Annotated in this window: 20 protein-coding genes; 3 read left to right on the forward strand and 17 right to left on the reverse strand. The window is 43.4% G+C overall.

Annotated features, from left to right (window positions below; genetic code table 11):
- Positions 1-8 precede the first annotated feature (8 nt).
- Both FJQ58_RS31725 and FJQ58_RS31730 read right to left on the reverse strand, forming a co-directional pair.
- Positions 9-1,106 (reverse strand): mandelate racemase/muconate lactonizing enzyme family protein, encoded by a 1,098-nt coding sequence (locus tag FJQ58_RS31725; protein WP_139999811.1) that lies wholly within the window; start codon positions 1,104-1,106, stop codon positions 9-11.
- A gap of 470 nt (positions 1,107-1,576) precedes the next feature.
- On the reverse strand, positions 1,577-2,242 hold the full coding sequence (locus tag FJQ58_RS31730) for a GntR family transcriptional regulator (protein ID WP_139999813.1): 666 nt from the start codon (positions 2,240-2,242) through the stop codon (positions 1,577-1,579).
- A 238-nt stretch (positions 2,243-2,480) separates the two neighbouring features.
- Between FJQ58_RS31730 and FJQ58_RS33460 the strand changes: the two genes are divergently transcribed.
- Positions 2,481-2,633: a GH36 C-terminal domain-containing protein gene (locus tag FJQ58_RS33460; RefSeq protein WP_139999815.1), complete on the forward strand. Its 153-nt coding sequence runs from the start codon at positions 2,481-2,483 to the stop codon at positions 2,631-2,633.
- 107 nt (positions 2,634-2,740) lie between these two features.
- Here the strand turns inward: FJQ58_RS33460 and FJQ58_RS31740 are convergent, their stop codons facing one another.
- From FJQ58_RS31740 to FJQ58_RS31750, 3 genes are all read right to left on the reverse strand, one after another.
- Positions 2,741-3,754 carry a FecCD family ABC transporter permease gene (locus FJQ58_RS31740; protein ID WP_139999817.1) on the reverse strand — a complete coding sequence of 338 codons (1,014 nt, stop codon included), beginning with the start codon at positions 3,752-3,754 and terminating at the stop codon, positions 2,741-2,743.
- A complete protein-coding gene (locus tag FJQ58_RS31745; protein WP_238404415.1) occupies positions 3,751-4,722 on the reverse strand; it encodes a FecCD family ABC transporter permease in 972 nt (323 codons plus the stop codon). The genes FJQ58_RS31740 and FJQ58_RS31745 overlap by 4 nt, the downstream gene beginning before the upstream one ends.
- An 87-nt stretch (positions 4,723-4,809) precedes the next feature.
- Positions 4,810-6,843, reverse strand: coding sequence for an AraC family transcriptional regulator (locus FJQ58_RS31750; RefSeq protein WP_139999821.1), 2,034 nt, complete (start codon positions 6,841-6,843; stop codon positions 4,810-4,812).
- A gap of 145 nt (positions 6,844-6,988) precedes the next feature.
- Between FJQ58_RS31750 and FJQ58_RS31755 the strand changes: the two genes are divergently transcribed.
- Positions 6,989-7,630 carry a DUF2238 domain-containing protein gene (locus tag FJQ58_RS31755; RefSeq protein ID WP_238404416.1) on the forward strand — a complete coding sequence of 214 codons (642 nt, stop codon included), beginning with the start codon at positions 6,989-6,991 and terminating at the stop codon, positions 7,628-7,630.
- A 137-nt stretch (positions 7,631-7,767) separates the two neighbouring features.
- On the opposite strand, the gene FJQ58_RS31760 is transcribed toward FJQ58_RS31755, so the two are convergent.
- The 5 genes from FJQ58_RS31760 to FJQ58_RS31780 all read right to left on the reverse strand — a co-directional run bounded on the left by FJQ58_RS31760 (position 7,768) and on the right by FJQ58_RS31780 (position 13,429).
- The gene (locus FJQ58_RS31760; protein WP_139999823.1) at positions 7,768-8,976 is read right to left on the reverse strand and encodes a multidrug effflux MFS transporter; all 1,209 of its coding nucleotides are present in this window, start codon (positions 8,974-8,976) and stop codon (positions 7,768-7,770) included.
- Between the two features lie 102 nt (positions 8,977-9,078).
- Entirely contained in the window at positions 9,079-10,101 is a 1,023-nt protein-coding gene (locus tag FJQ58_RS31765) for an NADH:flavin oxidoreductase/NADH oxidase (RefSeq protein ID WP_139999825.1), read from the reverse strand.
- Positions 10,102-10,432: 331 nt separating this feature from the next.
- Entirely contained in the window at positions 10,433-10,855 is a 423-nt protein-coding gene (locus tag FJQ58_RS31770; protein ID WP_139999827.1) for a MarR family winged helix-turn-helix transcriptional regulator, read from the reverse strand.
- A gap of 96 nt (positions 10,856-10,951) precedes the next feature.
- The gene (locus tag FJQ58_RS31775; protein ID WP_139999829.1) at positions 10,952-12,151 is read right to left on the reverse strand and encodes a sugar efflux transporter; all 1,200 of its coding nucleotides are present in this window, start codon (positions 12,149-12,151) and stop codon (positions 10,952-10,954) included.
- Between the two features lie 327 nt (positions 12,152-12,478).
- On the reverse strand, positions 12,479-13,429 hold the full coding sequence (locus FJQ58_RS31780) for an AraC family transcriptional regulator (protein WP_139999831.1): 951 nt from the start codon (positions 13,427-13,429) through the stop codon (positions 12,479-12,481).
- Between the two features lie 281 nt (positions 13,430-13,710).
- Between FJQ58_RS31780 and FJQ58_RS31785 the strand changes: the two genes are divergently transcribed.
- Positions 13,711-14,562 carry an aldo/keto reductase gene (locus tag FJQ58_RS31785; protein ID WP_139999833.1) on the forward strand — a complete coding sequence of 284 codons (852 nt, stop codon included), beginning with the start codon at positions 13,711-13,713 and terminating at the stop codon, positions 14,560-14,562.
- 318 nt (positions 14,563-14,880) lie between these two features.
- Here FJQ58_RS31785 and FJQ58_RS31790 read toward each other — a convergent pair whose 3' ends face one another.
- The 7 genes from FJQ58_RS31790 to FJQ58_RS31820 form a co-directional block, all read right to left on the reverse strand.
- A complete protein-coding gene (locus FJQ58_RS31790) occupies positions 14,881-15,900 on the reverse strand; it encodes an NAD(P)/FAD-dependent oxidoreductase (protein ID WP_238404460.1) in 1,020 nt (339 codons plus the stop codon).
- 134 nt (positions 15,901-16,034) lie between these two features.
- A complete protein-coding gene (locus FJQ58_RS31795; protein ID WP_139999837.1) occupies positions 16,035-17,549 on the reverse strand; it encodes an extracellular solute-binding protein in 1,515 nt (504 codons plus the stop codon).
- 51 nt (positions 17,550-17,600) lie between these two features.
- On the reverse strand, positions 17,601-18,467 hold the full coding sequence (locus FJQ58_RS31800) for a carbohydrate ABC transporter permease (RefSeq protein WP_139999839.1): 867 nt from the start codon (positions 18,465-18,467) through the stop codon (positions 17,601-17,603).
- Positions 18,468-18,490: 23 nt separating this feature from the next.
- Positions 18,491-19,438, reverse strand: a complete 948-nt coding sequence (locus tag FJQ58_RS31805) for an ABC transporter permease (RefSeq protein ID WP_139999841.1) — start codon at positions 19,436-19,438, stop codon at positions 18,491-18,493.
- Between the two features lie 172 nt (positions 19,439-19,610).
- Complete coding sequence (locus tag FJQ58_RS31810) at positions 19,611-21,209, reverse strand: response regulator transcription factor (protein ID WP_139999843.1); 1,599 nt, start codon at positions 21,207-21,209, stop codon at positions 19,611-19,613.
- Positions 21,190-22,941, reverse strand: coding sequence for a sensor histidine kinase (locus tag FJQ58_RS31815; RefSeq protein ID WP_139999845.1), 1,752 nt, complete (start codon positions 22,939-22,941; stop codon positions 21,190-21,192). The genes FJQ58_RS31810 and FJQ58_RS31815 overlap by 20 nt, the downstream gene beginning before the upstream one ends.
- On the reverse strand, positions 22,941-23,810 hold the full coding sequence (locus FJQ58_RS31820) for a helix-turn-helix transcriptional regulator (RefSeq protein ID WP_162341905.1): 870 nt from the start codon (positions 23,808-23,810) through the stop codon (positions 22,941-22,943). The genes FJQ58_RS31815 and FJQ58_RS31820 overlap by 1 nt, the downstream gene beginning before the upstream one ends.
- Between the last annotated feature and the right edge of the window lie 41 nt (positions 23,811-23,851).

A 23,851-nucleotide genomic window follows, 5' to 3' on the forward strand; every position in this document is an offset into this window, starting at 1 on the left:
TGCATCGCTTATCTCACCCGATATTCCTTGAACAGCTCGGGTATAATCTCCGTTGATGCACCTGGCATTTCAGGCAGGATGTATAGGCCGTTCTTGACTGTCGACGGCTCCACAAATATATGCCTGATCCAAGGGATATACTCCAGCATGATCGCACCTTGGGTTGCGGCCACGAGATGCTGATGGATCTGACCCATGTCGCCGACATGAGGACAGATCGGCACATCGTATGAAGCGGCAAGCCCGGCGACCTGCAACCATTCTGTGATGCCCGCGACGCGGGTAACGTCAACTTGGCAATACTCAAGCGCGCCGTTGTGTATATAATCTCTAAAAGCGTATTTGCTGTACACGTGCTCACCGAGCGCTATCGGAACGTTCAACTCATCGGCCAGCTTCTTATGTCCCATGATGTCGTCCGGATTGAGCGGTTCTTCGAGCCAGAACAGATCGAATTCCTCGAGTTTCTTGCCCCAAGTCATCGCCGTATTGATGTTCCATTGCTGGTTTACGTCGATCATGAAGATGACGTCATCGCCAATCGCTTTGCGAACCGCTTTACAGCGATCGTAGTCCTCGCGCGGGTCGGACTTGCCGACCTTGATTTTGACGCCAGTGAAGCCTTGTTCGACGATCTCGGTGACGTCCTTAAGCAAGCGCTCCTTGCTCCAGTTGAGCCAGCCGCCGTTAGTGTTGTAGGCTTTAATCCCCTTCGATTTCGCGCCTCCGAGATACTGCCAGAGCGGCTTGTTCGAAGCCTTCGCCATGATGTCCCACAGTGCAATGTCGACGGCTGCCAACGCCATGTGCGTAATGCCTGCTCTGCCGATCCAGTGCATTTTTCCGAAGCGCATGTCGTTCCAAAGCTCTTTGACCATAAACGGATCTTTGCCGATCAATAGAGGTGCATAGTATTTCTCGATCGTATCGACGATCATATCGTCGCCTTCCGCGCAGGTGCCCGTATAGCCATAGCCGACAAAGCCTTCATCCGTATAGATACGGACACCAGCCAGCCCCCAATGGGTTGCGATGTTAATGGCATCGGTAATCGGTGGCGTAATCGGGACGTGCAGGACGAACGTTTCAACTTTTGTAATCTTCATCTGTTCCATCTCCCTAAATGTAAGTTTAATAGCCTAGTAATGCTCCACCATCGACGGGAAGAGCAACTCCGGTAACGAAACCGGAAGCTGAACTAGAAACGTCAGTATGGGTTGCAATCATGTTTGCGTCACCTGTGACAATCGTTGTTTTCCCTAAAATATTTTTAATATGTGCAACGCCTCCCGCCTGAATAATGTATCGTGTATGATTATTGCTAAAAAATTACTCATCAACTATTTTGGTACTAGCGCGCGATTGTTCAAAATGATTTTTAAGCGCATGTTCGGCTGATTTTGTTTCGTCTGCCATCGTTACGCAATTGACCAGCATAGGCTCCTCCCCCTTTCATAAAACAAGCGTTTTGAACCAACTGCTGATTATACATCAATTATTTTCCAAAAATACTTTGTAGCTTGTGCACCGCCTTCCATATAAATCATGTATCGTGTATGATTTTTATCAAAAAAATTTATTCAACATATATTCTGGTTCTGGCATGCGATCGTTCCAAGTGGCTTTTAAGCGCTAGTTCTGCTGAGTTTGTATCGCCTGCGATCAGCTCGCGAATGACCAGCATATGCTCCTCCCACTCTTCATGAATGAGCGTTTGATCCAAATGCTGATGAGACAAGGATAAGTATCTTTGAATTTTCTCGATGTACGAGCGTATTAAGTTTTGCAACGAGCGGTTCCCGCACCATTCCAATAGAAGTCCGTGAAGACCTTCGTTCATCTCTGAGATGTACCGAATCCTCTCATCGTCGTTAGTAAACTCCGCTTTATGCCATTTATTCATATCCTTCTCTAGCTTGTTAAGTTGCTTGATTGGAATTTTACCGAAGGATTTTCTTATTGCCAAGACTTCCAACTCCATACGGATTTCAAATATTTCATCCAGTTCCTGCTGGGACATCTTAGCAACGTACATGCCTTTAAACGGGATAGTCTCGACCAATCCTTCCGCGGACAATCTAGACAGTGATTCACGAATCGGGATATTACTAACCTCCAGATCGCGTCCGAGCTGATCTATATTGATCTTCTCGCCGGGAGCTATATCGTGAGTTAGAATCTTGTCCTTTAGTACCGCGTAGATTTCTTCCGTCAAAACATAGCGACTTAATCCTTTTTTCATGTAATCACCGCTTTCCATGCGAAATGACATATCGTACACGATACATCATAAAAGAGTTTATTCTTTTTGACAAGGCTTATTATTCAAAATCAAGTTTGAACGTCGTAACAAATTCTCTTTTGCGGAATCTGGATACCATGCGGAAGTTCCCAGCCGCGTTCTTAACTATTCAGCTGAAATATTGTTGGCCGGGATATCCGACGATTTCGGCTATCCGTCCAACATTCCCTGAATTTTTATGAACGAGCTTCCGAGACTGAGGCTCCGGGAATTACAGGAGGAGAGTTTATACCAGGTTGACGGTATGGAACGGCCAATCAGCGGACAAGCGTTAATGTGCGTCGGCATTAAGCTTTTATTAAAAGGCGATTTTCAAAGCAAGGTTGTTTGAATTCAGAAAATTGCAACATAGATAGTTTTTGAACGAAAAAACCGCAGGCTCTGCCTTTTGCAGGTTTGTCTGCGGTGCTTCCGTTTTTCAGATCATCCAATAGCAAGTTAATTTGTCTTGGATATCAAATATAAGAAATAAGGAGTGCTCAGGATCGTGATTACAATACCGGTCGGCACATCTGCTCCAAAGCTCACTATGCGCGTAATGGTATCGGCCAGCAAAACAACGACTGCACCGATCAAACACGATGCGGGCAACACCCATTTGTGGTTAATTCCCACCAGTCTGCGCGCCATATGTGGTGCAATCAGGCCGATAAAAAAGAAATTCCCGCCTAGCGATACACTGCCTGACGCCAGAGCAATCGCAGCGATAGCAAGGAGCAGAAACTCCCGCTTGACCGATACTCCGAGCCCCGTCGCCACCTGATGTCCAAAATACAGCGAATCGAGCAAACGCGCTTTATAAAAAATATATAGGGAAAACACAAAAATCCACGGTGCCAAAATCATCAGATAGCGCCATTCGGTTCCCCATAAACTTCCAGCACTCCAGCGCAGCACAAAATTCAACTGATTTTCATCCAACTTGAGCGTCAGAAACAGGCTTGCCGCACCAAAGCCGCTGCCCAGAGCCACCCCAGTCAAGATCAGACTCGTTGGGGAGCTCGGTCGTCGGCGCCTATAAGCAAGCAGAAAGATCAGTGTTGCCGATGTCAGCCCACCAACAAAGGATAATACGGGCATTGCAAAAGCAGCAGACATTCCTTGCGTTGAAAACATCACGATGTACAACAATACAAAAAGTCCAGAACCAGCGCTTATCCCCAGTGTGCCAGGGCTTGCCATATCATTTCGCAACAACGTCTGCTTTACGCTCCCGGCCAAACTCATACCGATACCTACTAGTATGGCGAGAATGATTCGAGGCAATCGGAAATCCATCACAACGGTCTGTTGACGATCTGTCCCGCCACCTATCATGACCTTAAGCACTTCAAACGGCGTTAAGCTAATTTTTCCGGAATTGATGCTCATAACGGCAAGTACAAGCAGCATCGCCGTTAAGCACAATAGTACATAAATCGCTCGCCGCTTTCTTCTTAATACAACCGTCATTCCATTTTCCCCCTTTGCGTACGAACGAGGTAGAGGAAGTACGGCACGCCAACCACGCCAAAAACAATACCAAGCGGGGTTTCAAACGGCTTGTTGATTATGCGGCCAATCAGATCTGCCGTTACGGTTAGGAGAGCCCCATAGACGGCAGATGCTGGAATAATGTAACGATAATCGACACCGACCCAGTGTCGTACCATATGGGGCACAATTAAGCCGACAAAGCCGACCGGTCCGATCACGATCACTGCCAGTCCTGTTAACAACAGTACGATAATCGTAGCGGCTCCTTGGACAACGCGGGGACGCAGTCCAATACCGCTGGCAACTTCCTCTCCAAGGCTTAAGATCGTAATGGACGGAGATAAGGCAAGAGCAGCCAGCAAGCCAACTGCAAAAACAGGCGATATGATTAGCAGTTCATTCCATTTGGCTCCCGCCGCACTGCCAGATGTCCAGTATACCAACGACTGTCCAATATTATAGCGGATCGCCACATACTGACTGAATGCACCAAATAGCATCGATATCGAGATGCCGGCCAGCACCAGCCGCTGCGGCGTTATCCCTCTCTTGCCCAGCGAGGCAATATAGTAGGTCATAAAGGTAGCAATTCCTGCACCTAGAAAAGCGAACAGCATTCGTTCGCCATAAGTGCTGCTAGGTATGAAAGCCATACAGATGGCGATGGATAGCGTTGATCCTGCACTAATGCCCATTAGTCCGGAATCAGCTAGCGGATTACGAGTCGTGCCCTGCATCACAGCTCCACAGATAGCCAGGCTGCAGCCTGCAATCAAGCTAGCCAGCGTCCGCGGCAATCGTAAAGTTTGGACGATCTGGTGCTCTGTCATATTCGAATCATAATGAAAGATAGCTTTCCAGGCAGTGATCAAGCGCATATCGGCTGCACCGAAGGTAATTGACAATGCCAATAGTAGTACTAGCAGAACCAAACCTATAATCATGCAGATTGCGAAACTACCCGACCACTTTCTACGTTCTCTCTCGGGACTCTCAACTTGCATGTGCAATAGTTCCTTTCCAAATCAGGACTACTTTTTTGCAATCGGCAGTTCTAACAGCGTATTTACAAAAGTATCTAATGAAATCGTGCGGCTAGCATAATCATAGTCATTTAAAGTGTCAGTAGTTGAATAGAACGTAACGTTTTCTCCCATTACCGCTGGAATCGTGTTCCATATAGCAACCGAGGAAAGCTTCTTTTCAAGCTCTTCTACATTTGGTTCAAAATTTGTATAAGCGATAATTTCTGCCTCGTTTAAGTATTTACTAATCACTTCTAAAGAAATTGGCGCATAAAAACCTTCCGATTTTGGATTTTCTCTGTTAAAAAATTCTTTTTCAATAATCTCAGGAGCCTTCATACCCAGATCTTCATAGATAATTCCTCTAGTTTTATCTCCTTGTAATCCCGGAGTGCCTTCTTCCACACCTTGCAAAAATACGATTTTCTTATCATAAAGGCCGGCATCCACAAGGCGTTTCTTTGCGGCTTCGACTTTAGTCGTATAGTCAGTAATAAATTTCCCAGCCTGTTCAGGCATTCCGAATACCTCTCCGAAGAAAGTCATTCTCTCCTCTAATGTTGACATTTCATTATAAAAAATCGTAGGCGCTATTTTACTCAATTGCTCAAGTGAAGAAGAGGACCAAGTAGGAGAGCCGATGATTAAATCAGGCTCAAGAGCCATAATGCCTTCCAAATCATCACCTGGAATAACCTTAGCATCTGCGACGAAATGTCCCCATTGTTGTCTCCATTCATCTGGCCGCATGGTTGGATCACCATATTTATCGACGCCAACTACCGTTTTTCCAAAGGGCAATATATCTCCCACATTATTACCTACTAAATAGACGATACGCTGCGGATTTGCAGGTACCTCCACATCCCCATGCTCTGTTTTCACAATGCGTGTCTGAGCCACATCCTCTGCCCCTTTTTCTTGGGTGATAGCTATTTCTTGATTTTGTGATTGGGCAGGCGCCGAGCTTGGCGTCACTGGAGCATTTGACGAACACGCCGATAATAACAGCATTAAACTCATCGCAGCTGCCAGAATAATTTCCTTGCTTCTTGTCTGTACAAACATGTTTAACTCCCCGTCTCTCTTAGAATGGACTACTCTATCTAGTCCTCTCTCATTGTAGTGACGTTGATAATCGTTATCAATATCATTTTTGGTAATGTTATCAATCATTTTTCTTCTATATTCGCTTGGCGTCATTTGAACATATTTTTTAAACATCCGGTTTAAATTCAGTTCGTCTGTAAAGCCGCAGCCAACAGCAACTTCCTGTATCGATACGCTTGAACTTTGCAAATAACGTTTGGCTGCATCCAGTCGGCTCTCATTCAAGTACTCTTGCAAGCTTTTATGTTCTCGCTTCCTAAACAACTTACCAAGTAAACTTCTGCTTATTGGCAGCATTTCTGAAAGTAATTGAATGGATACTTGCTCGGTATAATGTTGATCCAAATATTGCTTGGCAAGTTCCACATAATCAGGCTCAAAGTAACGGATATTCCCCTCTTCCAGCTCCTTGTATATCTCATAGATAAGTTGATATAGAATGGCCTTCGCATTAAATTGATGTAGTGCGGACATTTGATTCCAGTGCTTAAACATGATTTGAAACTTTTCTATGAAGAAAATGGGGTTTGACGGTGAAAACCCAAAAACCTGTATAAACGGGTTGATGTTCTCTAATAAGCGATAAATGTCTCTTTTATAAAATGGCGCCGTTTCGGCTTTATATAGCACCATAAACATCCCCAGCTTTGAGCTGGTAGGATGAATGGATAACTCTGTTCCCTTTCCTCCATGGAAAATACCAAATCGTCCAGACTGGTAGGAGGTATGATTGAGTTTTATGCTTGCCGGCCCACCTTCGGTATACACAAACATATTGGTCGGCATCCTGTAATTTTGCAATGGGGTGTCTGGATAAAGCAACTGATAACGAACATCTAAAAGTGATATAGATGAGCGAGCCCATATCCGAACGGCAAGATCAATCATCTCTTTTGTAAAATGGTATGTAAATTTCGGATCTTCTGGCACCTGTGTTCTCTCCTTTAATCGATGTCATATTTTTAGCGTATACCAATTGATTATGATAATCAATATCAAATGAAGGTTAGCGTTCTGAATTCACTTCTCTAATTCCGGAAACACTATTGTAGACTATAGAAGGAGTGATCGTACTTTGACAGATAACCGATCGAAATGGACAAGCACAAGCATTCCATTTTCCCGAAATAAACCTCTCCACTTCATGATAATCGTATTCATCCTGTTTTTTGGTCTTATGGCGATATCACCAACGAATAGATCTCAATGGCTCGCGAATAGTTTAGCACTTGTCATTTTTATTCTTACCCTTGTCATCACGTACAAATGGTTTCGTTTTTCAAATCTGTCCTATCTTTTTATGCTTGTTTTCTTTTTGCTTCATATCTATGCAGCACATTATACATACGAAGGCACGCCCTTTGACCATTGGCTAAAAATCTCTTTGCACACCAAAAGAAGCTATTACGATCGAGTAGTTCATTTCGCTTTTGGCTTATTGTTTGCTTTCCCGCTTCTTGAGATATTAAAATTTAAAGTCAAGCTAAGTGGAGTCTGGATCTATATTTTGCCCGTTGTTGCTGTGCTCAGTTTTAGCGCACTATTCGAAATCTTGGAAATGGCAGCGGCCTTAGTTGCTGGGCCTAGTGGTGAAGCCAAATTTGTTGGTATGCAGGGTGATGTCTTCGATACGCATAAAGATATGGCATTAGGTCTGCTTGGTGGTGTTGTATTTATGTGTATTTTCGCATGGAAAACTTGGAAAGAGGATCATTGAAGTACTGATTGAAGACTGATTGAACTACTATAATAATCACTTTGTTTTATACGATGCTATGTATTTCAAATGTCAAAAAAGAAACCAGTCCATCATCTAATAGCAATGACAGACTGATTTCCTAATGACCTATGCGGCTATTTTAAACTGCTGGTTGATGGTGCCTTCTTACCCAAGAAGAAGTAAGCCAGCATCGCTGAAACACTCGTTAATAAAATAATGACGCCTAACGGAACCGCGGTGTCCTCGCCTGCGATGCCCACTAGCGGGGAAACAATCGCTCCCAGCAAGAAAGGGATGACGCCAAGCAAAGCTGCCGCGCTGCCCGCCATATGGCTCTGGCTCTCCATGGCGAGCGGGAACGCTGCAGTAGACGTAATGCCAATTGCCGCTACGAAGCAAAAAAGCGGAATCACCAGCGCGAATAGCGGCCCATGGAGCAAAGCTACTACCAAAACAGCGACGCTTGCCAAACAAGCGAGCAGCAGACCGATTAACAGAAAGGTATGTTCGGATACGCGATGCGCCATTCTCCCCACGAGCTGGGAGCCGATGATCAGGCTGATTCCATTCGATCCGAACAAAAGCGCGAATACAGTCGGCGAAGCTCCGTAAATATTTTGATAAATGAATGGCGTCCCTGAAACATAAGCGAATACCCCAGCGATCATAATGCCCTGTGCCAGCATATACCCAACAAACTGGCGATCCCGCAACAGCATTCCGTAGTTCTGCAACTGCTGCTTGAAATTGCTGGGTCTACGCTGATCAGACGGCAATGTCTCTTGCAGCCCCCACTTGGTCATGGAAAACAAATAAATGCCTAGCAAAGCGAGCATGACAAAAACGCCTTTCCAATTCGTGAAGGTAAGTATCCCGCTGCCGGTAACCGGCGCTACGAGTGGCCCCAAGTTACCGACAAGCAAAAGCATAGAGAAAAATTTAGTTAGCTCGTGGCCGCTATAAAGGTCGCGTGCGATCGCGCGAGAAATAACGATGCCCGCAGAAGCCGCAAATCCTTGTACGAACCTAAAGACGATCAAGAGTGCTATATTGGGCGAGAATGCGCATGCTAATGAGGCGATTGCATAAACGGCCATAGAGATAAGAAGCGGAATACGTCGACCATGGACGTCGCTCATTGAGCCCATGACAAGCTGACCGATACCGAGTCCGAGTAAACAAGCAGTCAGGCTGAGCTGCACCAGCGAAGCCGTCGTTTCATATTGCTTTACAATCTCAGGAAAAGCCGGTAGATACATATCGATCGTAAAAGGGCCGAGTGTCGAAAATAAACCGAGCAGCAAAGCTAGTTTAACTACTTTCAGATTGTTGCTTTTAGTCATAATTCAATAAATCCCCTATTCCACGATTAAGAAAGCAAGAGCCTGGAAAGAAACAGACTTTGCTTTCTTAGTTTATGTTAATCAATGAAGTGTCTTGATGGATCAGAATCCCGAGGTATATTGTTTCGGAACCTGCGTTTCTTTTCTCAACTGTGTCGCAGCTTCTAGCGCCCAGTATGGATTTCGGAGGAGCCCTCTACCCACGGCAACCAAATCAGCTTCATCATTTCCAATAACTGCATTCGCCAACGTAGGATCATCCAATCTCCCTACAGCGATTACAGGTACCTGAAGCGCTTCTTTGATCTCTTTTGCCAACGGAACTTGATATGCCGCATGGGTTCCTGGTCTGCCCCAAGCAGCAATTGGTCCCTCTCCGCCTGAAGAAATATGAAACATATCTACTCCTGCTCCTTGATATTCTTTAGCAAAAGCAATGCTATCTTGAATACCATATCCCTCTTCGACATATTCTTTCGCCGAAATTCGCATCAGCAGGGGCATGTCAGCAGGCATCACAGCTTTGGCCGCCTTAATAACTTCACGCCCAAAAAGCGTTAGGTCGTTTCCATATTCATCCTCGCGTTTATTCGTTAGCGGAGAATGAAATTGATGAATCAGATAACCATGTGCGCCATGAATTTCGATCGTATCAAACCCAGCTTTCACCGCACGTGCTGCTGCGTTCCCGAATTTCTCCACCATGCCCTTCACCTCTTCGGTTGTGAGCGAACGGGGCAATTTCGAATGCTCATCAAACGCAATAGCAGTTGGCGCTACGGGCACCTCCGCATCTTCTGCTTTCCGTCCAGCATGAGCAATTTGGATACCCACTTTAGCACCATAAGAATGGCAGGCATCCACGATTCTTTTCAAAGCAGGAATTTGCTCATCCGACCACAAGCCTAAATCATAATCTGAAATTCGGCCATCCGGCTCTACATCAGTCATTTCAATGATGATGAGGCCCGTACCGCCAATAGCTCGGCTAACATAATGCATATAATGCCACTCTGTTGCAATGCCATCCTTTTTCTCCACCGAATACTGGCACATAGGTGGCATAACAATGCGATTTTTCAATTCCAATCCTTTAACCGTATAGGGACTTAATATATCTTTCATAAAATAGGCTCCTCGCTGTCTGTAAAATTAATTATCGCCATTATAAAAAATGCATGCGCAAGCATTTATTCTACCACTTTTATTTATACTGTCAACGTCCATGTACGATATTCTCAGAAATTGCTTTATTGCTTGCATGAAAAAATCGCAAAATCGCTATCAATCCAATAGTCCCCGTTCTTTATAAGCTCACGCAAGCAAAGGATAAGCATGTCAGCTAGTCTGGTACGAGCGCTGACGAGGAATATGTTCATATGAGATATACTCAGCAGCTTCTATCTTGCCCGTACCTTGTTCATCATTCCGAGAATAAATCTAAATATGGGTACCGTTAAGACAATTTTGGTATCAGATGCTGCAGCTTCTTCAATTCATCATATTGGATATCCAATTGTAACACCTCGTTGAACGTGTTAAGTGCGGATTGGAATTTTTTTTCACCCAGCTCCGTTATCCGCGTATAAATGCCTCTGCGGTCATCTTCACATACAAGTCTTTCTAATGCGCCAAAGTTTTTCGCTTCCATTCTCACGACTAGTCTGGAGATCGCGCTTTGGCTTAAACCGATCATTTCCTGCAGCTGCTGTAACCTAAGTTTTTTATTATCCGATTTCGTTATGAAATATAACACATAGAATTCTTTCAAGGACAAATTGTTTTGCTCTTGTAGCGTTCTTTCTAATTTATCATTGACACCGGAATAAAGATCGGTCAAAAATAACCATGAATCTAAGGTATCCTTTTTATTTTCCAAAGCTGGATCCACCTATTCTAATTGAAATATTACCTATCGTATAACCTAGTGTAACAATCTTGATCGAAACGGTCAAAACCTATTCCAACCCTCTTGTCAGTTATCGGTAATAATTTGAATCGCTTTATTAGGTTTTTTACTCCTTAAAATAAAAAACGAGATTACCGCAATTGCCATACATACCCAGTAAACATCACGCAAGCCTACAAACTGAGCAACCATACCGCCACCTAAACTGCCTACTAGCCTTCCTATAATGGACCCATTGTAATAGATTGCTGTGGACATCCCAGGTGAATTTGGAAACAGCTCCGTGAAATAGCTTAACCCGTTTCCCATAACAATAGCCACGAAAGCTGCCTGTAATATCTGTGCTGCAATCAGTTGCCAAGAAGCTGTGGCAATACTTAATATCACGCTGTAAATGAAGGCAATAACGCAGGCGTAGACCATTAAAGAATGATTCGATATCCGTCTGCCCAAGGCACCAAGCACAAACATAATGGGGATTTCCAATCCAGCGCAAATACTAACGACCAGACCGACATCTGTATGTTTGCCATGCAGTTCATTTACAATAAACAACGGCGTGACGATTCCGTTTATCGCATTTACCGAGAATAAAAGGATGAAAGCAGTTAATGGAAACCAGAGCTGCCTGCGTTCAAGCGAAGTGGTGCCTCTTTCTGCTCTTTTCTTTTGAACTGCTCTTTTCTTTGGCAGAAATAGAAACGTAAGCGATGCGATAATAAGAAAAATTGCGGAAGTCCCCAGGAAGAGCCCCTCGTATCCGACGACCCCCAAAATAATGGTTCCGACTAATGGGCCTATAAGAAATCCGAGAGATACAAGTGAACGTAACGTAGACATGGCGAAAGTCTTGTCATCGGAGTTGCTTTCATTTGCCGATTGCTGAGCGTATGCATAAATTTGCGGCATGGCAGCAGCTCCTAAACCGCTAAAAAAACTAACAATGATAAGCAAGGCTAAGAAATGGTCAAACACTAAATATGAAGTATAGCCAAGTGCCGAAGAAACCGTAGCAATCATAATAATTAATTTCCTATCCAGCTTGCGATCTGAATATTTACCAATGAACGAGTTTGCAACTACGCCAGTTAATGAACTCACAGCTGTAAAAACACCAAAGGCTCCCGAGCTCATTTCCAAATCCTCCGTAAAATAGAGCGCCAAATACGGCATCGTTATTGAAATCCCGACGCCAACCAAAAAAACACAAATGACAAATATTCGGTAACCTTTAATTTTAAACAATTTTTTTAATCGAGTGTACACGTTATTCTCCTTGCTTCATCGTTGATTTCCGCTCTTTTGTTATCCTCTGTTTATGAATAAACTGTAGCGTATAGTGAGTCCCAGCAATATAGATTTCCATCATTTAGACCGCATGATTTCATAATGTGTAAACTTATTATGCAGGATATGATGTGAAGAACGTTAACTCGATTATCTTAAATGATTGCCTATTTCTCTCGTTTGCCTAATAAACAAGATGTACGATGTATCAGTGCATAGTACATAAATAAAGAAAGGCAGCTGAATGACGATCAGCTGCCTTTCTTATATTATGGCTTATTCTATCGGCGCAATGTTTTTCTCACTTCATGGACGAGATGTCCTGATGAGGCTTGGATCAGCATTTCCGTCTATCTGCTCATACGTCTCTTTCAGCCGCCTTATATCCATCTTGGGAGGATAACCAAACATGCGAGAATACTCACGGCTAAACTGGGATGAACTTTCATAACCAACCCGGTACGCAACCTCTGTGGCATCTGCTGACTCCATTAACAATAGGCTGCGGGCTTCTTGCAGCCGCAATTGCTTTTGAAATTGAAGCGGGCTCATCGCAGTAATTTCTTTAAAGTGCCTATGGAACGAAGAAACGCTCATGCTCGCGACATCAGCAAGCTCTTCAATTCTCAAAGACTGATCATAATGTTGGATAATTTGGTCAATGGCCTCCCTGATCCGATAGGTGTTGCTTCCTTCCAGCGCAATTTGTGCAAGGGTTGCGCCATATTGCCCTTGAAGGAGCCTATATATGATCTCTTTCTTGTGTATAGGGGCAAGATAGGGTATGTCTTGAGGAGTATCGAGCAACAGTACCAAACGGAGTATAGCATCTAGTATCGATAACTCAATCTGACCGACAAACATGGCCCGCGCTGCATTTTCGTTAGCGTTGAAATGAATTTTAGCATCTTTCAATACCTCTAAAACTTCATTCTGGCTTAGATCAAGTTTCAAGCTTATGTATGGCTCATCAGGTGAAGCCTTTATAACCTGTCCGATTACTGGAAGGTCCATAGAGGTGATCAGATAATTGGAGGGTCCATATTCTAAGCGCTCCTCGGCAAGGAAAATCTCTTTCAACCCTTGCGTAACAAAACAAAAGGAAGGATTGAATACCCGGTAGGCCGGCACGTTTACCCTATCAGAACGAATGAGATACAACGAAGGAATTATTGTCTGTAACACTCCTGTTTGAAGACAATGGCGGTTGATGATTGTCGTAATGTTATCGTGCCTAGTTTTTATTTCTTCAATCATTGGCTCCTCCTTGAGATTTCATTTTTTTATTATACGCCATTTGTTTGTTAATAAGGAATGCTGCTGAGAGGATTAGGCAATCATTTAAGACGAATGAGATATCCGTAAGTAGTCCAGAAATACATAATGAAGTCATGCCCTACAGGAGCTACGTTAAGAAATGAATGGTAATGGACAATGATGTTGAGTATATACTTGATTGCACTCGCGGCATATGCATATGGATCAGGTTATACGACTCATGGATACAAATCTAATTTACAAATAATGGAGGTTCTATCATGCAGAAAGTCATTTTGAACAATGGCGTTGAAATGCCTGTACTCGGTTTTGGCGTTTTTCAGATCGCTGACCCAAATGTTTGTGAACAAAGCGTTTATGACGCTATTATGGCGGGATATCGTCTGATTGATACCGCTGCCTCTTATATGAATGAAGAAGCAGTTGGCAGAGCGATCAAACGGAGTGGCGTGGCAAGAGAAGAATTATTTGTTACGACGAAACTTTGGGTTCAGGATACTGGCTACGAAAGCACCAAACGAGCATTTGAAAAATCATTAGAAAGATTACAATTGGATTATTTGGATTTGTATTTAATTCATCAGCCATTTGGCGATGTGTATGGCTCTTGGCGCGCGATGGAGGAACTGAACCGTGAAGGAAAAGCACGAGCAATTGGCGTAAGCAATTTCCATCCGGACCGCCTGATCGATCTGATTCTTCATAATAAAATCGTTCCTGCCGTAAACCAGGTTGAAACGCACCCCTTCAACCAACAAATCGAAAGTGCGAAATTCATGAAAGAAAACGGTATTCAAATCCAATCCTGGGCGCCTTTCGCCGAAGGAAAAAACAACTTGTTTCAAAATGAGGAATTACGCTCCATTGCAGAAAAACATAATAAATCCGTTGCTCAGGTCGTTTTACGCTGGTTGACACAAAGAGAAGTCGTTGTGATTCCAAAGTCTATTCGGAAAGAAAGAATTACCGAAAACTTTGATATCTTTGATTTTGAATTGGAGCAAAAGGATTTAGATATCATTGCTGCATTAGATACGAATCAGAGCTTATTCTTTTCGCATCGCGATCCAGAAATGGTGAAATGGATTGGTACCCGTAAACTTGACATTTAACCAATCGGTATTTCTAAAAGATAACAGATAACCTCAATGATTCATAAAGGATACAAAATAAGAACGCCGGTTGTCATTCTGAACGTGACAGCCGGCGTTCTTATTCGCCGTTCAAGACCATTTGCTATCCAATAAATTGATTTTGGCAGTTGCTACTTGCGAACAACCACGCTAAAGGATATCGCTGAGCAAAGAGGCTGTCCCAGCTTCAACTGCTTCCTTGTTGTCTTTGCTCATCGTTATAATAAGATGACTAACCTATTTCTAGGCTTCCCATAGATCACTTCAGCAAGTCCATCCCCGTAAGGATCGAAACGTTTACTTCGTAGATAGCTGTGGAATTTTCATGTGACTGCTATGTCCTGGAGACAGCTTTGCCTCTGGATCGATGTAGGTCATGGCGTTGTTAACAGCCGTCGGGGCCTCCCCGAATCCGACTGCAATCAATTTCACCTTACCTGGATATTTCGTTATGTCTCCCGCTGCAAAAAAACCAGCTATATTCGTTTGCATTCGGCTGTCTACAACAACAGCGCTTTGTTCCAAAGCAATTCCCCATTCCGCAATTGGTCCGAGAGAAGATACAAAACCGAAATTTACGATAACGGCATCCACCTCTATGTTCTCAACGATTCCGGAATGGCAGTGTTGAAGCTGCACTTGCTGAATGTGCTCCTCGCCATCCAGAGACATTATTTCCCACGGCGTTCGAATATCAATTGTTGAGTTTCTAAGCCGTTCTACGCTATGCTCATGAGCACGAAATTTATCCCGGCGATGGACTAAAGTTACCTGTTCAGCAATCGATTCCAGCATTAATGCCCAATCGACCGCCGAGTCCCCTCCCCCACTTATTAATACTTTCTTCCCTGTGAATTTTTTAAGATCGTTAACAAAATAGTGAAGATTCTCCTTCTCGAAGCGCTCCACATTAGGAAGCTCAACCCGTCGAGGCTGGAAAGCTCCTGCTCCCCCGGCTAGAATGACCGCTTTGGCATAATGCTCACCTTTATCTGTCACCACTTGAAACAGCTGCTCTTCAAGCTTCGTAACCCGAAGTACTTGCTCGTTCAGACAAATATCAATGGGGAATGGCTTGATTTGCTCCACTAAACGATCAATTAGCTCTTGAGCCGTAACTTTCGGGAATCCTGGAATATCGTATATATACTTCTCCGGGTATAATGCTGCTAGCTGGCCTCCCAGCTGCGGCATACTTTCAATCAGCTTAACGCTCGCTTTACGCATACCGCCATAGAAGCAAGCAAATAAACCCACCGGCCCTCCGCCAATGACGAGAAGATCTGTTATGTTGCTCATCTTATTTTCCCTTTCCATTTGACAGCTAACGTAATCTACTCCCATACAGAAATAAATTCCCTTGCCGAGAGCTCAGTTGCCCCGTTCCTTGGTCTCCCTTTGCATAGCAAAGACTCCCAAGGAACAGGCAACTGCACACTAGCGTCTCTTTTTTATTTCTGTGTATACCATTCATTCACTGCATCGATTGCAGCCTTTCCACCCTTAGCATCAAACTCCTTTGTAAATTTGTCGAACTCCGACAAATCACGCTTACCCATAATAAATTTCATCGCGTTTTCTTCAGCGAAATTACGCAACTCTGGGAATTTCGAATCGAACGCTTCAATGGATGGGGCGTAGTTCGTTTCCTCACGTGATTTTTTGAATGCAAGCTGAGGCTCATAATACGGCAACAAGTTTTTGGCTTTAAGTCTTGCATCAATGCCGAAATCCGTATCTCCTAAGCCGTACATCGAGCGCCAGGCAATTTTGTCGCTCTGTTCCTTCGACTGCGTGTATTCCCCATTCGCTTCTGTGTAATCCTCATCCTTAATACCGTAATTAAGCAAGATATCCGTTTCCTGCTTATACAAGAAGTTTAGATACTGGGCTGCGCCAAGCTTGTTTTTTGCTTGCTTTGGAATCACAATGTACTGCGTGGAAATCGAAGCATCTTGAATCCCTGATTGTCCATTTATTCCAACGGGAGGTGCGATAAACTGAACAGATCCGCTATCCTTCTTTTCCTGCAACGCTTTATCCACATCAATGCCTGAGGAGAAATACAAGGTATTAAATACAGCTGTTCCGTTTATCAGCTTATCTTTGCTATCTTTATTGACCGCAAATTCTGGATCAAGCAATCCTTCATCAAACCACTTTTTGAGAGTGGTTATAAATCCCTTGAATTCCGGCTGTACCCAGGAAAATTTCAATTCTCCGTCTTTTACGACTGTAGGTGTGGACACGCCAAAGGCAGCGGCGAACGGGAAGAAGCCATCAAAGAAAGAGCCCGCACTTGAAGTTGCCATCGTTAGCGGCGTAATATTTTTCTTCTCTTTAATCGTCTTCATTGTCAAATAAAACTCATCGATCGTTGTTGGGGCATTCAAGTTCAATTCCTTCAAAATATCTGCGCGAGCGATAAGGCCATTACTTACCTTTAATGCATTTCGATAAGGAATTGCATAAAGTTTTCCCTCATACCTCAAAGCATCTAACGATTCATTGGTCGCCATTGTAGACAAATTCGGAATTTCATTTGCAATTAAATCATCGAGAGGCTCGAGCGCACCTTGTTTGGCCAATTTGAAATAGTCTGATTTGCCAGCTACCATTATCAAATCGGGCACATCACCAGAAGCAAAGATAATAGATATTTTTTGCGATGGATTTTCATTTGGCAGTGACTCATATTGAATATTAAAGCCTGAATTCTCCCTAAGTTTATTAATTATCTTATTATTATTCATCGTGTCTGAACCTTTGAATTGCTCCATTACGCCGTGATAAAGCCTTGTAATTTTCAAATCCTTTAGCGCTTTGGCTTCTTCCCCACCCTCACTCGTTGCAGCTGTCTTTTCTGAGCCATTCTGACCCGCTTCCTTACTTGTGCTGCACCCCGAAATAGCAAGGAAACACAACACTAAGCTAATACTAATGGCCACTGTTTTTCTAAAATGCATGATTACGCCCCCTAATTAATTATTCATATGAAAGTCCGGATTAGGAATGGATCATCCCTTGACCGCACCTAACATAACACCTTTTACAAAATATTTTTGGATGAAGGGATATACACAAAGGATAGGAAATACGACACAGATGATCGCGGCAGCCGTCGTAGACTCTGGCGTAAGTTCACTTAAAACGCCACCCGTCGTCATATCCCCTGTCTTGGAATTCGTTACGATCTGCATAAGAAATACTTGCAGTGGCATCAGACCTCTATCTGTGATATACATCATGGCCTGGAAGAAGCTGTTCCAGTAACCAACGGCATAAAACATCGCGATCGTTGCAATAGTCGGTATAGATAAAGGTAGATAGATCCAAGCTAGGACCCGTAAGTTAGAAGCCCCATCCATTATCGCTGACTCTTCCAAAGCCTCAGGCAGGCTTAAAAAATAGTTGCGGATCAGGATTAAATTGAACGGCGCCAAGGCCATTGGCAGCATAATGGACCAGAGTGTATTCAACAATTCGAGCTGCTTCACAACCAGATAAGTAGGAATTAGACCACCGCTGAAAAACATCGTGATGACGAAGAATAGCATAAACCCTCTTTTAGAAGGAAAGTTTTTTCTAGAGAGCGCAAAGGCAGCCAATGTGGTGACAGCCATGCTGATTGCCGTTCCAACTACGGTAATAATCATAGAATTCCAGAATGAAATGTAAAATTGTTTATACGAGAGTACATATTCATAAGAAGCCACGTTAAAGCCTTTCGGCCATAGCCAAATCTCTTTCGCTAGAAGATACGTTTCGCTGCTTAATGATTTTGCTACGATATGAATCAAAGGTACAACGGTTGCTATGGAAAGCAACGATAATAGAATCACGTTTACATAATTAAATATGGATTCTTTCCTAATTATTCTCATCATAACCCTCTACTTTCTATTCCTTAGAAAATTCCTTCTTCCCCCATTCTCCTTGCAAAAACATTAGCCAGAACGAGAAGGACACAGCCAATGACTGACTTGAATAATCCAGCAGCAGTAGTTAGACCAAATTGCATAGAGCCTAAGCCCACTCGAAACACATACGTATCAATAATATCTGCCACATCATAAACAGTTGGGTTATACATTACGAGTACCTGTTCGAAACCTGCATCTAAGATATAACCGATCCGAAGCAAGAGAATAATGATAATGGTCGACTTTAAACCAGGAAGCGAAATATGCCAAATTTGACGAAAACGATTGGCCCCGTCCACGGTAGCCGCTTGATAGAGCTCATCATTAATTCCCAGCAATGCAGCGAGATAAATAATCGCACCCCAACCCGCTTCTTTCCATATATCCGAGCCTACGAGAATCCAGCGGAAAATTCCTTCATCCGACATGAAAAAGATCGGTTGGAAGCCTAACATTTCGATGATTCTATTAATGATACCGCTGCTGGGAGACAGCATATCAATGGCGAGGCCGCCAATAATGACCCATGAAATAAAGTGAGGCAGATAAGTAATCGTCTGTACCATTCGTTTGAACTTGTCTAGTTTGAGCTCATTCAGCAGCAAAGCTAGAATAATGGGAATTGGAAATCCTACGAGCAGCTTCATCAAGCTGATGATAACGGTATTTCTCACAACTCTTGGGAATTCATCAAACGAAAATAATTCACGAAAATATTGAAATCCTACCCACTCGCTCCCCCACACGCCTTCCATGAAATTGTAGTCCTTGAAGGCAATGATGACGCCATACATCGGTATATATTTAAAGAGGAGGATGAGGATAACTGCAGGCAATAACATTAGATACAAATCCCAATATTTTAGAAGCTTCGATGACCTCCCTTTTGTTAGTTTCACTTCCCTGGTTACTACCGTAGAGTTTGTTTTCATCGTTTGTGATCTCCTTAGCTATCATGCTGTTTCTTGATTTAACTATAGCTTTTCAGGAAATGAAAAAGTAGACTAATCCTTCTACTTTAATGACAACAAATTCTACGTTTTGAAAATGCAAAAAAAGACACCAACCGTTCATGTTGAATGTCTTTTTTTGATTTACAAGCTATCACTTGTTCATTTCGCTCGGCTTAATTCCCCAGTACTTCTGAAAGCTTCGCGAGAAGTAGTTCCCGTTCTTATACCCGACTTGTTCTGCCACTTCATACACTTTGCTCCCCGCTGCCAGCAGCTCCTTCGCCTTTTCCATACGCAGTTTTAGCACGCTATCCGAAAAAGTACTGCCGGTCACCTCCTTAAAGATCCTGCTTGCATAGGCATAATTCATATACATCTTCTCAGCTACAAAATATAAACTTAGCTCTTCTTCATATAAATGTCGTTCAACGAAGGCCAAAATTTCACTAACCGTAATATGCGTTCCCGATTTTCGGCGCTCGCTAATCGACCTGCTAATCCGCGTCATCATGCGATGCAGCCATTCCATCAGCTGTTCCTTAGCTAGCAACTGATTAAAATTGATAAAATCTGTGTAATCCTCGGCAAGTGTTTCGCGTAAACTCCACCCACGGGAATTGACAATTCTCGTCAACAAGGACGTAATGCGAAGCAGCATCTCTCTCGCATTAACAATGGTATGGTTCGGTGAGAAGCCGATGTCCATTAGCTTGCTGATGAGCTCCGACCGCTTGCTCTCATTGCCCGTTTCCACAGCTATTTCGATCTCCTTCTCCAGATCATTCATATTCAACCAAACGGTCTTGGAAGGGGCATCGTTACGATATGGAATGACGGTTTCATTACCAAGCACGATACGTTCCTGTAATGCCATTCTACTCTGCTTATAGGCAATTGGCAGCAGTGCTTGATCCTCCACACAGGTACCAATACCCGCGCTGGCTGTTAGCTTCAAACAGGATTTAACCGTGCTCAGCAACCTGCCAAGGTGCTGATTGACTTTGAGTTGAAATCCTGACACCTCTACACCCGAAGGGGCAAAGAAAATAATTGCTGTCAATCCGTCATCATCATGTATAACGATACCATCCATATCTTCCATGACATCCCGTGTAATGTTGAAGAGAGAATACTGAATTAACGGCCGCTCCCCTGAATGGAAACGGTTATCGGTTTCAGCAATCGGATCCATATCGAGCGTGACAGGCAAATAGATGTTGCCTGCTAGAGAGAAGCCGATCTCCTGACTGCGTTTCTCTATCTCCCACGTAGACAAACGCCCGTTCAACCAATTTTTATAAAAGGATTGTTTAAGATGCGGCAGATGCTCCATCCATCTCTGCTTCAGCAGAACGATGTTATGAATGGCGTTCAGTTCCTGTTCACGAAGCTGTTTGGCTCTTATCACCGTTTCCAGTATGAGCTCATTTTCCGCTGGCTTCACTAGATATTTAACGACTCCATAATCGATGCTGTCACGTGCATATTCGAAATGGTCAAAGCCCGTTAAAATGATGACCTTAACATGAGGATATTCACTCTTCAGTTCCTTTGCAAGCTCAAGGCCACTCATATCGGGCATATGGATATCGGTAATGACGATATCAATGCATTCCTTCTCTACAGCCATGATCGCTTCCCTGCCGTTTGCGACAGCTCCAGCAATTTCAATGTCATAATCTTCCCATGAAATGCCATAGGCAATCCGCTCTCTGACTTGAAATTCATCTTCAACGACGAGCAGCTTCATGTTCTTCCTCCTCCTCTCGAATAGGAATGATTAAGGTGACCTTTGTTCCGAGTCCCTCTTCACTTTCAATCTGGACATCTGCTTCTTCTCCATAGTAGAGCTTCATTCTCGATTTCACATTTTTCATGCCAAAAAATTGAACCGAAGGGCTTTCTTGCGGCACGCGATACAGCTTACTTGTCAGTATGCTAAGCTCACGTTGAATTTGTTTCAGCAAAGTATCTGGTATTCCCAAACCAGTATCCTCTACTTCAATGAATAAAAAATGTTGATGAACTCTGGAGCGTATGCGCAGCTCGCCCTCGAACGGACATTTCTCAAGTCCATGAATAATGGCGTTTTCCACTATGGGCTGCAGCAGCAGCTTGAGTATAGGAATGGTCTCAGAGCCTTTCTCCAGATCAATCTCAACTGAAAAATGTTCTGTTCGCATCTGTTGGACACGTATGTAATACAGTAAATGCTGCATCGTTTCCTCTAATGTAAAATGACTCCGTCCTTTTCCCAAGCTTACTCTAAAAAATTTGGCCAAATTTAAGACCATTTCACTAATTTCCTTCATTCTGAATTTGATAGCCACCGAATAGATCGAATCTAGTGTATTATACAGAAAATGTGGATTAACCTGGGATTGCAGCAAGCTGAATTCCGACTTAGCTAGGCGCAGCTCCTTCTCATAATCCTCCTCGATCATCCTTCTCTGTGACTCTGCCATCTGATTAAAACCGTTCATCACGAAGCCGAACTCATCTCTCCGAGCATGCTTAATTCGATAATTCAAATTTCCCTTGCCTACGAATTTGAAAGCGCTTGACAATTGGTGCAATGGCTTTAAAATTTGATTGTAAATCAACCAAGCCGTCCACACAGCAAGAAGGATGCTGAGTAGAATCGTAACGTAGGTAAAGAGCTGCAGCCGATGCGATTGCTTGAATATCTCATCCTTTGGCTGCTCTAATTGAATAGACCACGCACCGCTAGCCTCTTTCATAGTGAACATATCAGAAGCATAGGCTTGCTTAGCTGCAGGATTCGTTTCCAGAATGAGTCTGTTATTATAAAATAAAGAAATGTTCATTCGTTCAGTCGTTTGGAGATGTTGAATCATATTCTGAAGCGACGATTTATTTACAGCAAAAATCAACGCATTCGGCTCAGGATTATCTCTTAAAACGTCTAGCAGTCGAATATAGTATAGATTAGATTCTCTTAAATAGTAGTTTTGATCCCCGCTGGAATCCTCATCAGGTATATAAATGACGAGAGAACCAATTCCTTGAACGACTTGCTGGAACCAGCCTTCTTCACTTACCTGAGGCCATCTGAGTGCCCCCAGCGCTGTAGAAACGCCATTCCCACTCGCTCCATGTACAATATACGCTTCCTGAATGGCACCGTTAATATTGACAAGAGAGCTTAGCTGTTGCATAACGGTATGAATATCATACAAATGTGCAGGGTTAAGCGGATCTTCAATATCTCTAAAGATGTTTACAATATTAGGATTGGAGCTAATCAGCAGCGTTTGCTGATCCATCGTATTCGCTGTTTGCTCCATATAAGCAAGTGACGTTAGGAGTGCCCCTTTCGTCCGGTCACTAATTTGCACATTCATAATGCCCTGCGAATAATTGTTTGCAAATAGACTTACACCGACCAAAGGAATGAGGATGAGCAAAAAGGTTAAGGTAAGCTTGAGCTGCAAGGAAAACGTAGTTCGCGTGCTCTTCACTATTGCTCCTTCCTTTCTATGCCTGAAACTCGTTGCGCAGCTCTCCAATCGCCTGGAGGTCTGCCGTAATATTTGCTGAAAGCATGTGTGAATGCATAGGAATCAGAATAACCTAACATGGATGAAACCTCACTAATCATAAATTGAGAGGATAGTAGCTCTGCTGCTTTTTCCATTCGTAATCGGTGCAAATATTGGATTGGGGATACCCCCATAGCCTCCGAGAACATCTTCGAGAAATATGTACGATGAAGAGATAAGAAATCAGCAACATCACGAACGGTAATATGTTCCATATAGTACGTGTCCATAAAAGCAACGCTTTTAGGAATCCAGTTTTCTTTGCCGCTCTGGTTCTTTTCGGACGAATCAGTTGAAATCATCAGACCAAATATGCGATATAGGAGTGAACAAATTTCATTATGCCGTTTTAGATCATATTTTTGAGGAAGAAATAGCTGTCGAAACGTGGTCTCAAGCTCCTTGGTCATTATCCCTAGAAGGTAAGGAGATGCCTTACTAAAGCCAGCCGCGGCAAAGAGCTCCGGTGCCTGCGGTCCGTCTATGGAAATCCATATCATCTGTAGATGACTCTCACTCGGAGCTAACCGGTAACGAAATGTACTTCCCGGAACCATCGCAAACACATCGCCTTTAGACAACACAACGTGTTCTTTGTCAAAGGTAAACTCTACCTTACCTTCCATAATAAAATGCATATTATAATACTCTAGAATCATTGGCCCTGAATGATAGCTAGGCTTAGCAATATTTCGACCAAGTCGGAGCGGCCAGATGCCTCCTTTTTTTGCGAATTCGTCAGGAACGAATAGCTTAGATTCAAAAAATTCCTTTGCCGTTTCTTGCATGCCGATCACCATCCTTTCATTATTCACTTCTATTGTAGCAA

The organism is Paenibacillus paridis (assembly GCF_006345825.1).
In the GTDB taxonomy this organism is placed as follows: domain Bacteria; phylum Bacillota; class Bacilli; order Paenibacillales; family Paenibacillaceae; genus Pristimantibacillus; species Pristimantibacillus paridis.